The following is a 14,290-nucleotide window of genomic DNA, read 5'->3' on the forward strand; positions in this document are numbered from 1 at the left end:
CAAAATGCTCGCCCGTTTGACTGTCCATGGATTGATCGCTGCCGGATTTCTGGCGGCCGGCACTTTGTCGGCTGCGGCCCAGTCCTTTGAAACCCGCGCAGGTGCGGCCTATGTCATCGACCAGACAACCGGCACCGTCTTGCTGTCGAAAAACGCCGACGAGCCGATCCCGCCTGCGTCCATGTCCAAGCTGATGACGATCTACATGGCCTTCGAGGCCATTGCAGCGGGTAATCTTTCTGTTTCGGAAGAACTGCGCGTCTCGCAGCACTGCATGGACTATACCGGATCGACGATGTTTCTTGATACGACCGACCGTGTCAGTGTCGAGGATCTGTTGCGCGGAATCATCGTGCTGTCTGGAAACGATGCATCCTGCGTCATCGCCGAGGCCCTGTCGCCCAACGGGACCGAGGCCGGTTTCGCACAATCCATGACCGTGCGCGCCCAAGCCATGGGCATGATGCATTCGACATTTACCAATTCCAACGGCTGGCCCGCCGCGGGCCACCGCATGTCGGCCCATGATCTGGGCGTTTTGGCGAACCGGCTGATCCTGGATTATCCGACGTTCTATCCGCTTTTCGCCGAGCAGGAATTTGACTATGACGGCGAACACCCCGCCAATACCCGCAACCGCAACCCCCTGCTTGGCCTTGGGATTGGCGCGGATGGATTGAAAACCGGCCATACTTCGGAAGCTGGTTACGGCCTTGTCGGTTCGGCAAAACAGGGTGATCGCCGGATCGTGTTTGTCCTGTCGGGCCTTGATACCGCCCAAGCCCGCGCAGAAGAGGCGGAAAACATTGTCAACTGGGCCTTCCGCCAATTCACCCAGCGCGATGTGTCGCGCGCTGGCACCCGCATTGCCGAAGCCGAGGTCTGGATGGGCGAAGCCCCCCTAGTTGGGCTGACGCTGGCCGAAGACCTGTCGTTGCTCGTGCCCACGATCGCAGCGGCTGACCTGCGTGCCGAGGTGGTTTATACCGGTCCGATCACTGCTCCGATTGCCGCTGGCGATCAACTTGGCGAACTGGTTATCACGCTTGACGGCCTGCCAGAAACCCGCCTGCCACTTGTTGCGGAATCCGATGTGGCCAAGGGCGGCTTTTCCACGCGTTTGCGCACGGCCTTTCAGGTTGTTCTGGGCAAGCTGGGCGTTGGCGCCCCCGCGACCGAGGCCTAGGCGCAGTGGCCACGCAGGGGTTGTTTGTCACATTTGAAGGCATCGACGGGTCGGGCAAGTCCACGCAAACCCGTCTGCTGGCCGACCGGCTGCGCGACCTTGGCGGCGATCCTGTCGTGACCCGCGAACCGGGTGGCAGTGCCGGCGCCGAGGAAATCCGCCAGCTTGTCCTGACCGGCGATCCTGACCGCTGGTCAGCCGAAACCGAACTGCTATTGTTCAATGCCGCGCGGCGCGACCATCTGGAAAAAACGATCCTGCCCGCGCTTGATGCGGGGCGCACCGTGATCTGCGACCGCTTTGCCGACAGCACCCGCGTCTATCAGGGTGCCACGCGGGGCGACCTGCGCGCCACTGTCGATCAATTGCACGCATTGATGATCGGGCGCGACCCGGACCTGACGTTCATCATCGACATGGACCCGGCCCAAGCCCTGCACCGTGGCCTTGCCCGCAAATCCGGCGAGGACCGTTTCGAGGATTTCGGCCTTGGCTTTCAGGAAACCCTGCGCCACGGGTTCCTGTCGCTGGCCCATAGTTTTCCCGAACGTTGTGTGGTGGTTGATGGCGGGCGCGACCCGGCGCAAATCGCCAGCGAAATCGCCGCCCATGTGGCGATGCGCACACCATGAGCGGCGAACAAGACCCCCCGCGCCCAGACCAGATCACAGGCGCACCGCACCCGCGCGAAACCCAGACGCTGTTCGGCCAATCGAGTGCCGAAGCAGATTTTCTACATGCCTACACCACAGGCCGGTTGCATTCGGGCTGGTTGATTACGGGGCCACAAGGTGTGGGCAAAGCCACGCTGGCGTGGAAGATCGCGACCTTCCTGCTGGCCGAACCGCCCGCTGATGCGGGCCTTTTTGACGAAACCCCACCGCCCCCCACATCGCTGGCTGTATCGCCGGAAAACGCGGACGCCCGCCTTGTGCAATCGGGCGCGCACCCACGGCTTTATGTGTTGCGCCGCGTGATGAACAAGACCGAAACCGCGCTGCAACAGGACATTACACTGGCGGCCCTGTGTGGCCATGACGATGGGCCCAACACGCTCAAGGCGTTCCTGCACATGCGCGCAACCGAAGGTGGGCGGCGAGTCATCATCATTGACTGCGCCGACGAGATGAACCGCACCGTCGCCAACTCGATCCTCAAGGAACTTGAAGAACCCCCCGCGAACACCACTTTCATCCTTGTTTCGCATCAGCCCTCGGGGCTGTTGCCGACGATCCGGTCGCGCTGTCGCGTGCTGCGCTGCGCACCCCTGGGGCACGACGATATGGCCGCGGCCCTGCATCAGGCCGGCATTGATGTGCCCAACGCCGAAAGTCTGGCGACGCTCTCGGGCGGGTCGGTCGGCGAAGCGGTGCGCCTGTTGCAGCACGATGGACTGGCGCTTTACGGGGATTTGGTAAAGCTGTTTGGCACCCTGCCCGATGCGGACCGCCAGATCGCCCTTTCACTGGCCAATTCCTGTGCAGGCAAGGGGGCCGAGGTGCGCTTTGCAATGACCCTTGATCTGGTGGATCGGTTCCTGTCGCGCACGGCGCACGCCGGCATTTCCGGCCCGCCCGCGACCCAGGCCGCACCGCACGAAGCTCTGTTGCTTGCGAAACTCTCGCCCACGGATCGCGCGGCGCGGATGTGGGCGCAACTGGGGCAGGATCTTACTGCACGCTCGCGTCACGGGCGGGCGGTCAACCTTGACCCTGCGGCGTTGATCCTTGATATGATTTTCAAGATCGAAGCCACGGCAAGAAAGGCCGTCAAAGCCTGAAGGCGCCTATGACCACCCTTGTTGACAGCCACTGCCATATCGACTTTCCCGATTTCGACGGGGAACACGCGGCACTGATCGCGCGCGCGGCCGATGCTGGCGTCACGCGGATGGTCACGATTTGCACCCGTCTGCGCAATGAACCGACTGTGCGCGCACTGGCCGAAACCTACGATCCAGTCTTTTACGCCGCGGGCACCCACCCGATGAGTGCGGCCGACGAACCGATGGCAACTGTCGATGAACTGGTGGCCATCGCACAGCACCCGAAGATGGTCGGGATTGGCGAAAGCGGCCTTGATTATCACTACACCGCCGAAAGTGCGGATGTGCAGAAACAATCGCTGCGCATCCATATCGCGGCGGCGCAGGAAACCGGCCTGCCGCTGATCATCCACAACCGCGCATCCGATGATGACATGGCCGAAATCCTGACCGAAGGGTTCAAGGCCAAGCCGTTCACTTGCGTCATGCATTGCTTTTCCAGCAGCGCCGAACTGGCGCGCGCCATGCTTGACCTAGGGTTCTATCTGTCCATGTCCGGCATCGCGACCTTCCCCAAAAGTCAGGACCTGCGCGACATCTTTGCCGCCGCCCCGCTGGACCGCGTACTGGTGGAAACCGACAGCCCCTATCTTGCGCCCAAGCCCCACCGTGGGCGGCGCAACGAACCGGCCTACACGGCCGACACCGCCCGCATCGGGGCCGAGGTGTTGGGCGTGGATTTCGACACTTTCGCCGCGCAGACCACCGCGAACTTCGACCGGCTGTTTACCAAGGCCGCAAACTGGAAGGCGGCGTAATGGCCACGCTTGAATTTCGCATTCTGGGCTGTGGATCATCGGGCGGCGTGCCGCGTCTGGGCGGGCATTGGGGTGATTGTGACCCGACCAACCCGCGCAATGCGCGCACGCGCTGTTCCGCGCTGGTCAGCCGCCACGACACAAACGGTACCACCCGCGTGCTGATCGACACCTCGCCCGATCTGCGCCAGCAACTGCTGGCCGCCGAAGTAGGCGAATTGGACGCGGTGATCTACACCCATTCCCACGCCGATCATGTGCACGGACTGGATGACTTGCGCATGGTTGTTTTCAACATGCGCCAACGCCTGCAAGTCTGGGCGGACGGCGAAACCGGCAACCAGCTTCTGGCCCGCTTCGGCTATGCCTTTGTGCAGCCCAAGGGATCGTCATATCCGCCGATCTGCGAGCTGAACACAATCACCGGCCCCACCACCATTTCCGGCGCCGGTGGTGATATCACCCTGACGCCATTCGAAGTGGAACACGGCAACATTGACGCGCTGGGGTTCCGGATCAACGATCTGGCCTACCTTCCCGATGTGTCCGACATTCCCGATGATGTCTGGCCGATGCTGGACAAACTTGACACCTGGATCGTCGATGCCCTGCGCCGCGATCCGCACCCGACCCATGCGCATCTTGCGCGCACGCTGGACTGGATCGCACGGGTCAAGCCGCGCCATGCGGTGCTGACCAATATGCACATTGATCTGGATCACGACACGATCGCGGCCGAAACGCCCGAAAACATAACCCCCGCCTATGACGGCATGACCCTGCGGTTCGACGTCTAGATGGGTGATCTGACCAGCGTCATCCTGCCAGTCTTTATCGTTATCGGGTTCGGCTATCTGGCGGTCTGGCGCGGGTTGTTCAGCGATGCGGGCGTCGATGGCCTCATGGTGTTTACCCAGAAATTCGCGATACCCGCCCTGCTGTTCCGTGCTATTTCCACACTAGATCTGGGGCCGAACTTTGATCTGTCTTTGCTGGCCAGCTTTTACACCGGCGCGCTGGCGGGATTCATCGTCGGGCTGATCGGGGCGCGGCTGCTGTTCAACCGCAGTTGGGAGGACAGCGTGGCCATCGGCTTTTGCTGTCTGTTTTCCAATTCGCTGTTGCTGGGTCTGCCGATCACTGAGCGTGCCTATGGGCCGGACGGGCTGACCGCGAATTACGCGATTATCGCGCTGCATTCGCCGTTTTGCTATGGCGTGGGTATCACCGTGATGGAGATCGTGCGTGCGCGCGGCAAACCGATGCGCACCCTGCCCCGCACCGTGGCGCGGGCGATGTTTTCAAATGCGCTGATCATCGGCATCGCCCTTGGGTTCGCGGTAAACCTTGGCAATATCCCGCTGCCTGGAGTGCTGACCGAAGCGCTTGATCTGATGGTGCGCGCGGCCCTGCCTGCGGCCTTGTTCGGGCTTGGCGGTGTGCTGTATCGCTACCGCCCCGAAGGTGATTTGCGCGCGATCCTGTTTGTCTGCGCCGTGTCACTGTTGCTGCATCCGGCGATTGTCTGGAGCATGGGCGGCATGACCGGACTGGCGCGCGATGCATTGCGCAGCGCCGTGGTCACGGCCGCCATGGCACCGGGCATCAACGCCTATGTGTTCGCGAACATGTATGGCGCGGCGCGGCGCGTGGCGGCCAGCGCCGTGCTGATTGGCACGGGGCTGACCATTTTCACGGCGCTGTTCTGGCTGACCGTCCTGCCCTAGCTGGGCGACATCCCCCGCAGACGTTCGGACCGGCGGCGCAGCAATTCCACAGTCGTCAGCAAGCAGATCGAGATCACAACAAGGATCGTCGCCACGGCCAGAATGGTCGGGCTGATCTGTTCGCGCAGGCCAAGGAACATCTGCCACGGCAGGGTTTTCTGACCGGCCGAACCGACCAGCAGCACCACGATCACTTCATCAAACGAGGTGATGAACGCAAACAACCCACCCGAAATCACGCCGGGCAGGATCAGCGGCATCTGCACGCGGAAGAACGTGGTCACTGGGTCCGCACCCATATTGGCCGCCGCACGTGTGAGCGATGTATCAAACGACGAAAGCGTCGCCGTCACCGTGATAATCACGAAGGGAATACCAAGGGCGGCGTGCGCCAGCACCACGCCCATGAACGTGCCTTGCAGGCCGATATTGGCGTAGAAAAAGAACATGCCCGCCGAGGTGATGATCAACGGCACAATCATCGGTGAAATCAGCAGCGCGGTGATCTGTCGTTTGAAGGGCACGTGCGGCTGGGTCAGCCCGATTGCGGCCAAGGTGCCGAACGAAACGGCGATCAGAGTAGCCAGCGGTGCGATCCTGAATGAATTGCCAAGGGCTTGAAGCCACGAATAATCACCGTTCGCCCCAAGAAAATCACGGTAGTGTTTCAGCGAATACCCTGCCGGATCAAACCGCAGCATTTCCGGCGTGAAGGTGAAAAAGTCCTGTGCGTTGAACGACAGCGGAATGATCACCAGCACCGGAAAGATCAGGTAGAAAAAGATCAGCCCGCAGATCACGCGGAATGCGTAGAACCAGATGCGTTGCCCAAGTGTGGCATAGGGTTGGAGTGTGGTTGCCATGATCTATCCCAACTTCACGTTATCGACACCGACAAGTTTGTCGTAGATGTAATACAGGATCAGCACGACCAGCAGCATCAGCGTGCCAAGTGCGGCGGCCAGCCCCCAGTTCCCCGAACTTGAGAACTGATAGTAGATCCGGTTCGAGATGAATGTGCCGTCGGCCCCACCCACCAGTTCAGGCGTGATGAAATAGCCAACCGCAAGAATGAACACGAGCAGCGCCCCCGCCCCGATCCCCGGCGTGGTCTGCGGGAAATAGACGCGGATGAATGCGGTGGTATTTGTCGCGCCCAGCGATTTGGCCGCGCGCAGGTAGGACGGCGGGATCGTCTTCATCACCGAATAAAGCGGCAGGATCATGAAAGGCAGCAAGATATGCGTCATCGCGATGATCACACCCAACTGGTTGTTGATCAGTGATAATCGTTCGGCAAAGCCCAGCGCGATCCAGAAATCATTGATCACCCCTTGTTGTTGCAGCAGGATTTTCCACGCCGAGGTGCGCACCAGCAATGATGTCCAGAACGGCAATAACACAAGGATCAGCAACAGGTTGGACGTGCGCGCCGGCAGGTCTGCCAACAGCCACGCCACCGGATAGCCCAGCGCCAGCGTGCATACCGTAATCACAAAGCTAAGCCAAAGCGTGCGCACCATCAGCTTTTGATAAACCCGCTGATCGGGGTCCTTCATCGTGATGCCTTCGGAGGTGCGTTGCGCATCCACCGCCGCAAGGAAATATCCGCCGGTGTAATACCCTGAATTGGCCTGAATCGTGGCCCAGTATTCGATGTTGCCCCAATCGTCGTCGATATCCAGAAACGCCTCGCGGAAGGGGCCATCGGTTTCGATATCCCAACGTGACACGGGGCGGCCCGACTTGCGGAACAGCGACGACATGCCGGGGGTTTCATAGTTGAAACGGCGGCCCAACTGCGTGTGATTGCGATCCTCGAATGCGGTGGCAAGGTCGATGGCCATCGCACGATAGACCGCTTCGGGCGGCATTTCCCCGCTCGCGGGGTCCCAGTCTTCAAGGGTTTGCACCACATTGGGGATGATATCGGGAATATAGGACGTACCGGCCTTGTTCTGGACCGAGCGCAACAGCATTTCGCCAATCGGAAGCACGAAACTGATCAGGATGAACAACAGCAAAGGGGCGATCAGCAGCAGCGCGCGGGTTTTTTGCGCCCGCAGCGCCCTGCGCAGGCTTTGCTTGAGCGGCGTGCCGTCTGCGGCAAGCACGAGTCCGTTTGCATCGGTGTGGGTCTCGGCCATCTGGGTCCCCTGTCGGTCTTGGCGCGCCGTGTTTGGCGTCATTGTCTTGTCTTGGAAAAACGGCGCGCCGTTTATCAAAAACAAGGATGGCGAGGGGCCGCAAAGCCCCCCGCCGAAATCAGATTACTGCAGCAACCATGCCTGGAACTGTGCGTCCAGATCATCGCGGTAGCTGGCCCACCATTTGTAGTTGAACAGGAAGGTGTTCACAGCGTTGGCTGGATCGGTTGGCATGTGTGGTGCCATAGCGATACCCAGCTCGGCGTGGTCACCAACCAGTGGGGCAGACGACTGACGTGCAGGACCGTAAGAGATATACTTGGCCTGATCAGCAAGACGCTGGGTGTCGGTGGCAAAGTAGATGAAGTCCAGCGCGCGGGCTTCACGTTCGGGCGAAAGGCCAGCAGGGATGATCCAACCGTCAAGGTCGAACATCTGCCAATCCCACAGCATGCCGATCGGCTGGCCCTGCTCTGCAATCGCGGCGAACAGACGACCGTTGTAGGTCGAGCCCATCACGACTTCGCCATCCGCCAGAAGCTGCGGTGTTTCCGCACCGGCAGACCACCAGACCGTGCTGTCCTTGATGGTGTCGAGCTTGGCAAATGCGCGCGCCACACCTTCTTCGGTTTCAAGCACGTCATAAACGTCGGCGATGTCCACGCCGTCACAGATCAGCGCCCATTCAAGGTTGCCGATCGGGCGCTTTTCAAGGGCGCGCTGGCCGGGGAACGCTTCGGTGTCGAAGATGTCACAGACGCTTGTGGGCTGGTCGATCAGGTCGGTGCGATAGCCGAATGTCGTCGAATAGACAATCTGCGGAATAAAGCAGTCGCTGACGATCAGGTCGCCAAAGTCCTCGGACGCGGGCGTGCCATCGGGCGCAGGTGCCAGCTGTTCGTCGGCGTTGATTTCCAGTGCCAGACCTTCATCGCACAGGCGCATGGCGTCTGCGGCGACAACATCAACCACATCCCATGTCACGTTGCCCGCTTCGGACATCGCGCGCAGCTTGGTCACAGCCTCGGCCGAGCTTTCGTCGGTGATGATCGTCACGCCTTCGTTCATTTCAGTGTAGGGCGTGAAATAGGCGTTCGTCTGGCTGGACTGATAGGCGCCACCCCAGCTGACGATGGTCATTTCGCTGGCCATGTGGCCTTCGGCAGCGGCCATCGAGCCTGCAACGGTCAGCGCCGTTGTTGCCATAAGTGCTTTGGTGAATTTCATTCGTATTCTCCCGTTAGTTAACCCGGTTAAGAACTGTCGGGGGTGCCTCCGGGCGGCGGCATCCCCGTATGTTCGCGCACTGACCTTAGGCGTCGAGCGCGCGGCAATCTTGTGGCAACCAGCCGATGTCGATCTGGGTGCCCGGTTCAAGGCGGACCTGATCAGGCGCGTTGCGTGTCTTGATGATGAAATCATCCATTCCGGCAACCTGCAAACGAGTGCGGAAAATATCGCCCATGTAAACGAACTCCAGCACCTCGGCCTTGAGGGTATGGGCGTTCTTTTGAAGGCGCGACTTGTCGATCTCGACCCGTTCGGGGCGGATCGACACTTTCGTGCGCTCGCCGACTTTCGTCACATTGACCGGCTTGGCGTCGATGATATCGCCGCTGTCCAGTTTCACGGAACAGACATCACCCCTGATTTCGGTGACGGCACCTTCCATCGTGTTGTTCTCACCGATGAACTGCGCCACGAAGCTGTTTTCCGGTTCCTCATAAAGCTTGTCTGGCGGGGCCAGCTGCTGAATGCGGCCATCATCGAACACGGCCACACGGTCAGACATTGTCAGGGCTTCGGTCTGGTCGTGGGTCACGTAAACAACGGTAATCCCCAGACGGTGCGCCAGATGGGTAATCTCGAACTGCAAGGTTTCACGCAACTGCTTGTCCAGCGCGCCAAGCGGTTCGTCCATCAGCACCAGTTCGGGTTCAAACACCAGCGCGCGCGCCAGCGCGATCCGCTGCTGTTGCCCGCCCGAAAGCTGGGCCGGACGGCGACCGGCGAAATGGCCCATCTGCACCATATCCAGCGCGCGCTTGACCTTTTCTTCGCGGTCGGACTTGCCGATCTTGCGCACTTCAAGCGGAAACGCGAGGTTTTCACCCACCGTCATATGCGGAAACAGCGCATAGTTCTGGAACACCATGCCAATGCCGCGCTTGTGCGGTGGAATGTTGTTGATCGACACACCATCAAGGCGAATATCGCCATGCGTTGCGGTTTCAAACCCTGCCAGCATCATCAGGCAGGTTGTCTTGCCGGACCCCGATGGCCCAAGCATTGTCAGAAACTCGCCCTTGGGCATCGACAGGTTAAGGTCTTTTACGACAAGCACTTCGCCATCGTAGCTTTTCTGAACGCGGTCGAATTCAACGAACGCGTTTTCGGTTGTGCCATCGGCCAACACGCATCTCCCCGTTTGCCGGCGGATTGTTCCACCTTGTCAGACGTAAGACAAACAAAGCCACCGCCACATTGCAACTGGAAAGAAAAAATGTTTCCGCAAACATGGTGCACGCGGGTCAATATGCAAATAATTTCCCGTTTGACGGGCGAAAGTGAAAGATTTTCGCGTCAATGCGGGACATCCGACCGCAAGCCGCGAATTTTTCGATGTGCCATACCCCCAAAAGATCGGCCTGACACCTGCAAATGCGGCCCACCCAGGCGAATCTTACGGGATATCACACAGCACAGCGCGGACCCTTTGTTGCGAACCATTGTTTGATCGTTCTGACGCGCCACACAGGTAAATGGGTTCATCACAATGCGTGCGGCTTTCCACGCATGGCAAATCAGCCACAGGGTGCGCGCCGCGACCCGGCCCGGCTTTAGTATTCTGTCCAATTCGATTATCTTGGAACTGCTTACTAAGTGAAATTTTGTTCAAATTTTTTTGGGGAATTAAAATGACTTTCAAGTCCACGCTACTTATATCGACGGCCGTTGCGCTTGCATCAACGATGGCTCAGGCAGAACAATACGGCACCCTTTCATTCGGTTTTGGCTCGGCGGACATCACCGATAACGGCAGTCCCGAAGGCACCGGAACGGGCATCGCCCTTCAGGGTTTTGTCGGCTTTCAGGCTGACAATGGCATGCGCTACGAACTGGACTACGGCGTGCGGTCGGAATCCGGCGATGGCGGCTATGACGGGCTGTTCTCAAGCCGGATGATCGCCCTGCGCGCCGCGCGCGCGTTCGGCGCAATCGAGGCCGAAGGTATTATCGGTCAGGTCTTTGAAGAGGCCGGGGACGGCACTGCGACCCGTCAGTTTGCCTTGGTCGGCGGCACCTACGACGTTTCGCCACAAATCTATGTGCAGGGCGCGCTTGGTTACCTGTCGCCAGACGAGAACGGATCGGATGGCAACGACGCCGTAAGGGACCTGACCACCTTTTCGATCTCCGGTGGTTACGATATTTCGGACCGTCTGAACGTCGAACTGGGCTATACCTACGGCGAAGGCATCATGGACGGCGACGACGATCCGGCAACAATCCAGTCGGCATCGCTGGGTGTGCGTTATGATCTGAACATCGACGGCATGTCGGTCTATGGCCGCTACATCGCGGGTGATTATTATCAGGGTGGCGAAGACGACACCGCCATCGAACAGCGCATCGAACTGGGCGTGACGATGGCCTTTGGCGGCGACGGCGCCGCGCGCAACGCCCGCCGCATCGACATCCCGCGCTATGATGACTGGATGGCAGTCACCGGCAGCGTTATCGAATAAGCTGGTCCCGGGAATGCGATGTGATCGGGGTGCCTTCGGGCGCCCCTTTTTCTGTTTCACGATGTTCAAGGGGGCAATGGTGCGGTCGGAGGGACTCGAACCCTCACTCTTGTTACAGAACAGCGACCTCAACGCTGCGCGTCTACCAATTCCGCCACGACCGCAAGTCAGGGCTTGGCGGGTCTTTAGACAATGCTGCACCACACCGCAAGAGGGCTTGTGACGCAATTCAGACGGCAGGCTGCGCGCGCGATTGCCACACCCCTGTGGCGCGCATGATCAGGGCAACACCGCCCAGCGCGATCACGCCCCAGCCCAGCACGCCTGCCCCGTCAAAGAACACGATATTCATCGCGCGTCCGGGCAGAAAGTTCGCCAGCCCTGCAATCAGCAGGCCATTCCAGTAAAGGCTGCGCAGAACCGCCTGATGGGCGGTGATGCGGCGCGCGAGGATATGGCGCATGCCGCTGTAAACCGACCAGTAGGTCAGCAGGGCAAAGCCGTGGATCGGGCTGAACGGGCCGATCACGGCGAAGGACGAAATGAACCACGACGATGTCGCAACCGTCAGCATCGCCACAATCCATGCATACCCTGCGATCTTGTGGACCCGGTCGCGGCGGCGGCGATACAGCACCAGCGGCCCCAGCAGGATCGAAATCAAGGCGGCGATCACGTGGATTTGGATTTGCACAGGGGCGTCAGTCAGCGGCGCAAGTGTCATGGCGGTTCCTCGTTGGCAGTTCGGTCTGGATTGCCTATGTCTTGTCAGGGTCGCGGCAACGCGCCCATGCCCGATACGCAAACACACAGGAAACCTTCGTGAACGACAGCGTCCCGCATTCCACGCTTCGCCAATGGCGGGCGCATTTCAGCCATCCGGCCACATGGGTCGTGTTGGCAGGGATCGCGGCGGTGCTGGGCGTGGCCGGACCATTCGGCACCGAGGACCGCTTGCGCCTTGGGCCGCGCGTTATCTATTGGCTCGTGACGGTCTCTGCCACATATGCGCTTGGATATCTGGCGACGAACTGGGTGCAGCGCCACCTTGGTCCGCGTCTGTCGCCGGTTCCGGCCACGCTGGCGGCGGCCGCGCTGACGGGCTGCGCCGTGCTGATCGCCGTGCTGGGGATCAACCTTGCCACCTTTGGCTATTGGCCCGGCTGGGCCGAGGCGGTGCCGTTTTTCGTCAATGTCTTTGCGATTGCCCTGATCGTCACCATTGTCCTGCAAGTGGTGGATCGGCAGATGACCCCCGCCGCGGCCACCGCCGCAACGCCGCCCCTGCTCGACCGCCTACCGCCTGACAAACGCGCCCCGCTGGTCGCCCTATCGGTCGAGGATCATTACGTCCGCATCCGCACGACCAAGGGCGAGGATCTGGTGCTGCTGCGCCTTGGCGATGCCATACGCGAGGTTGGCGCGACAGCGGGCATACAGGTGCATCGTTCCCATTGGGTCGCCGTCGATCAGGTCAGCGCAGCGCACCGCAAGGGCGACCGCGCGATCCTGACAATGACCCACGGGCCGGACATCCCCGTCAGCCGCCGTTATGTCCCTGCAATCAAGGAGGCGGGGCTGCTGCCCTGAACGCCCATGGTCGAATGGATCACAACGACAGGCCTGACCGATTATGCCACCGCCGTGGATTTCATGGAGACCCGCGCCGCCGCCATCGCCGCGGGCGAGGCCGAGGAATGTATCTGGCTGGTCGAACACCCGCCCCTTTACACCGCCGGCACCAGCGCCAAACCCGCTGACCTGACCGACCCCGACCGCTTTCCTGTCTACGACAGCAAACGCGGCGGGCAATATACCTATCACGGACCGGGCCAACGCGTGGCCTACACGATGCTGAATGTTGCTGAACGGGGCCGCGACGTGCGCTGTTTCGTGCGCGATCTTGAGGCATGGATCATTGCCGCCCTCGCCGAATTCAACGTGCAGGGCGAAATCAGGCAGGGCCGCGTGGGTGTCTGGGTGCAGCGCCACGACAAACCCCTGACCGCCCTTGGCCAACCCCAAGAGGACAAGATCGCCGCCCTTGGCATCCGCCTGCGCAAATGGGTCAGCTTTCACGGGCTGTCGATCAACGTCGAACCGGACCTTGATCATTTCAGCGGTATCGTCCCCTGCGGGATCACCGAACACGGGGTGACATCACTGGTCGATCTGGGCCTGCCCGTGACGATGGATGACGTGGACGTGGCCCTGCGCAAGACGTTTGATCGGGTGATGACCGCGCGCAGCTGCACCTGACCGGCATTTGGTGATTACCCGAAACGCTGCTAGAATGACGGATCGGCGCGTGGGGGCGTCGGGTGATGGGGGACCAATAATGCAAAACTTGACGATGATCCTTGGGGTCGCACTTGCCCTTGGGGCAAACACGGCTGTCGCGCAGGACACCGAGACAAAAAACACGCTGGACGTGACCGTACCGGTCAGCCTGTCCGACCTGACACAAGACGTTTTTGCCGTGTCGGTCGCTTGTGAAGTGCGTTCGGGCGATGGCGAACCCTTTGGGCTTGGCCAGACCTTTCTGATTGACGCGGTCGACCCGACGGAACAGGAGCGACGATACAATCTCGTCAGCGAGAACGATGACTTTTTCAATATCGTGACCACGCTCGAGGGGTATTCCGGCGATGTTGTCGTCACCGTCGAGGCATTTCCCGGCTACTACATCGACGCCTGGGCTTCGGGAACGTGCAGCCTGGATATCATGTCGGCTGACGACGAGATGGAAGAATCCCTCGAGAATCCGTTTCCGCCGCCCCGAGAATTGCGGCGAGTCCGGTGGGGTGAGCGTTGCCCATTGCCGCTTTCCCGGTTCCGAAGGGCGAGTCGAAGTCACCTTTCAGCGCGAAGGGCTTAGCTTTAACGAGGATGGCACCG

At 60.5% G+C, this 14,290-nt stretch carries 14 protein-coding genes, 1 tRNA gene and 1 pseudogene; 10 read left to right on the top strand and 6 right to left on the bottom strand.

What is annotated here, in order from left to right; all coding sequences use genetic code 11:
* The first annotated feature begins 4 nt into the window (after window positions 1–4).
* The 6 genes from SJY21_RS04890 to SJY21_RS04915 are packed head-to-tail and all read left to right on the top strand — an operon-like array spanning window position 5 to window position 5,496.
* A complete protein-coding gene (locus SJY21_RS04890) occupies window positions 5–1,186 on the top strand; it encodes a D-alanyl-D-alanine carboxypeptidase family protein (protein WP_377507014.1) in 1,182 nt (393 codons plus the stop codon).
* Window positions 1,187–1,191: 5 nt separating this feature from the next.
* Window positions 1,192–1,818, top strand: coding sequence for a dTMP kinase (tmk, locus tag SJY21_RS04895; RefSeq protein ID WP_377507017.1), 627 nt, complete (start codon window positions 1,192–1,194; stop codon window positions 1,816–1,818).
* The gene (locus tag SJY21_RS04900; protein ID WP_377507020.1) at window positions 1,815–2,966 is read left to right on the top strand and encodes a DNA polymerase III subunit delta'; all 1,152 of its coding nucleotides are present in this window, start codon (window positions 1,815–1,817) and stop codon (window positions 2,964–2,966) included. The genes tmk and SJY21_RS04900 overlap by 4 nt, the downstream gene beginning before the upstream one ends.
* 8 nt (window positions 2,967–2,974) lie before the next feature.
* A complete protein-coding gene (locus SJY21_RS04905) occupies window positions 2,975–3,769 on the top strand; it encodes a TatD family hydrolase (protein ID WP_377507023.1) in 795 nt (264 codons plus the stop codon).
* The gene (locus SJY21_RS04910) at window positions 3,769–4,566 is read left to right on the top strand and encodes an MBL fold metallo-hydrolase (protein WP_377507026.1); all 798 of its coding nucleotides are present in this window, start codon (window positions 3,769–3,771) and stop codon (window positions 4,564–4,566) included. The genes SJY21_RS04905 and SJY21_RS04910 overlap by 1 nt, the downstream gene beginning before the upstream one ends.
* The gene (locus SJY21_RS04915) at window positions 4,567–5,496 is read left to right on the top strand and encodes an AEC family transporter (RefSeq protein WP_377507029.1); all 930 of its coding nucleotides are present in this window, start codon (window positions 4,567–4,569) and stop codon (window positions 5,494–5,496) included.
* On the opposite strand, the pseudogene SJY21_RS04920 reads toward SJY21_RS04915, so the two are convergent.
* The 4 genes and pseudogenes from SJY21_RS04920 to SJY21_RS04935 form a co-directional block, all read right to left on the bottom strand.
* Window positions 5,493–6,347 (bottom strand): annotated as a pseudogene (locus SJY21_RS04920) (ABC transporter permease); the annotation flags it as partial. The gene SJY21_RS04915 and the pseudogene SJY21_RS04920 overlap by 4 nt on opposite strands.
* 15 nt (window positions 6,348–6,362) lie before the next feature.
* Window positions 6,363–7,643 (bottom strand): ABC transporter permease, encoded by a 1,281-nt coding sequence (locus tag SJY21_RS04925; protein ID WP_377507032.1) that lies wholly within the window; start codon window positions 7,641–7,643, stop codon window positions 6,363–6,365.
* Between the two features lie 123 nt (window positions 7,644–7,766).
* Complete coding sequence (locus SJY21_RS04930) at window positions 7,767–8,870, bottom strand: extracellular solute-binding protein (RefSeq protein ID WP_377507035.1); 1,104 nt, start codon at window positions 8,868–8,870, stop codon at window positions 7,767–7,769.
* Between the two features lie 85 nt (window positions 8,871–8,955).
* Window positions 8,956–10,056, bottom strand: coding sequence for an ABC transporter ATP-binding protein (locus tag SJY21_RS04935; RefSeq protein ID WP_377507038.1), 1,101 nt, complete (start codon window positions 10,054–10,056; stop codon window positions 8,956–8,958).
* 559 nt (window positions 10,057–10,615) lie between these two features.
* On the opposite strand from SJY21_RS04935, the gene SJY21_RS04940 reads away from it, so the two are divergent.
* Complete coding sequence (locus SJY21_RS04940) at window positions 10,616–11,392, top strand: hypothetical protein (protein WP_377507041.1); 777 nt, start codon at window positions 10,616–10,618, stop codon at window positions 11,390–11,392.
* A gap of 77 nt (window positions 11,393–11,469) precedes the next feature.
* Here SJY21_RS04940 and SJY21_RS04945 read toward each other — a convergent pair.
* Together SJY21_RS04945 and SJY21_RS04950 are read right to left on the bottom strand one after the other, a co-directional pair.
* A tRNA-Leu gene (locus SJY21_RS04945) sits at window positions 11,470–11,556 on the bottom strand.
* A 65-nt stretch (window positions 11,557–11,621) separates the two neighbouring features.
* The gene (locus tag SJY21_RS04950; RefSeq protein ID WP_377507043.1) at window positions 11,622–12,116 is read right to left on the bottom strand and encodes a DUF2306 domain-containing protein; all 495 of its coding nucleotides are present in this window, start codon (window positions 12,114–12,116) and stop codon (window positions 11,622–11,624) included.
* Between the two features lie 98 nt (window positions 12,117–12,214).
* Here SJY21_RS04950 and SJY21_RS04955 point away from each other — a divergent pair, with 98 nt between their 5' ends.
* The 3 genes from SJY21_RS04955 (at window position 12,215) to SJY21_RS04965 (ending at window position 14,270) form a co-directional block, all read left to right on the top strand.
* A complete protein-coding gene (locus SJY21_RS04955; protein ID WP_377507046.1) occupies window positions 12,215–12,982 on the top strand; it encodes a LytTR family transcriptional regulator DNA-binding domain-containing protein in 768 nt (255 codons plus the stop codon).
* Window positions 12,983–12,988: 6 nt separating this feature from the next.
* Window positions 12,989–13,651 (top strand): lipoyl(octanoyl) transferase LipB, encoded by a 663-nt coding sequence (gene lipB, locus SJY21_RS04960; protein ID WP_377507048.1) that lies wholly within the window; start codon window positions 12,989–12,991, stop codon window positions 13,649–13,651.
* Between the two features lie 79 nt (window positions 13,652–13,730).
* Complete coding sequence (locus tag SJY21_RS04965) at window positions 13,731–14,270, top strand: hypothetical protein (RefSeq protein WP_377507051.1); 540 nt, start codon at window positions 13,731–13,733, stop codon at window positions 14,268–14,270.
* Window positions 14,271–14,290: the final 20 nt, after the last annotated feature.

Source organism: Octadecabacter sp. R77987, assembly GCF_042466115.1.
Classification (GTDB): Bacteria; Pseudomonadota; Alphaproteobacteria; order Rhodobacterales; family Rhodobacteraceae; genus SW4.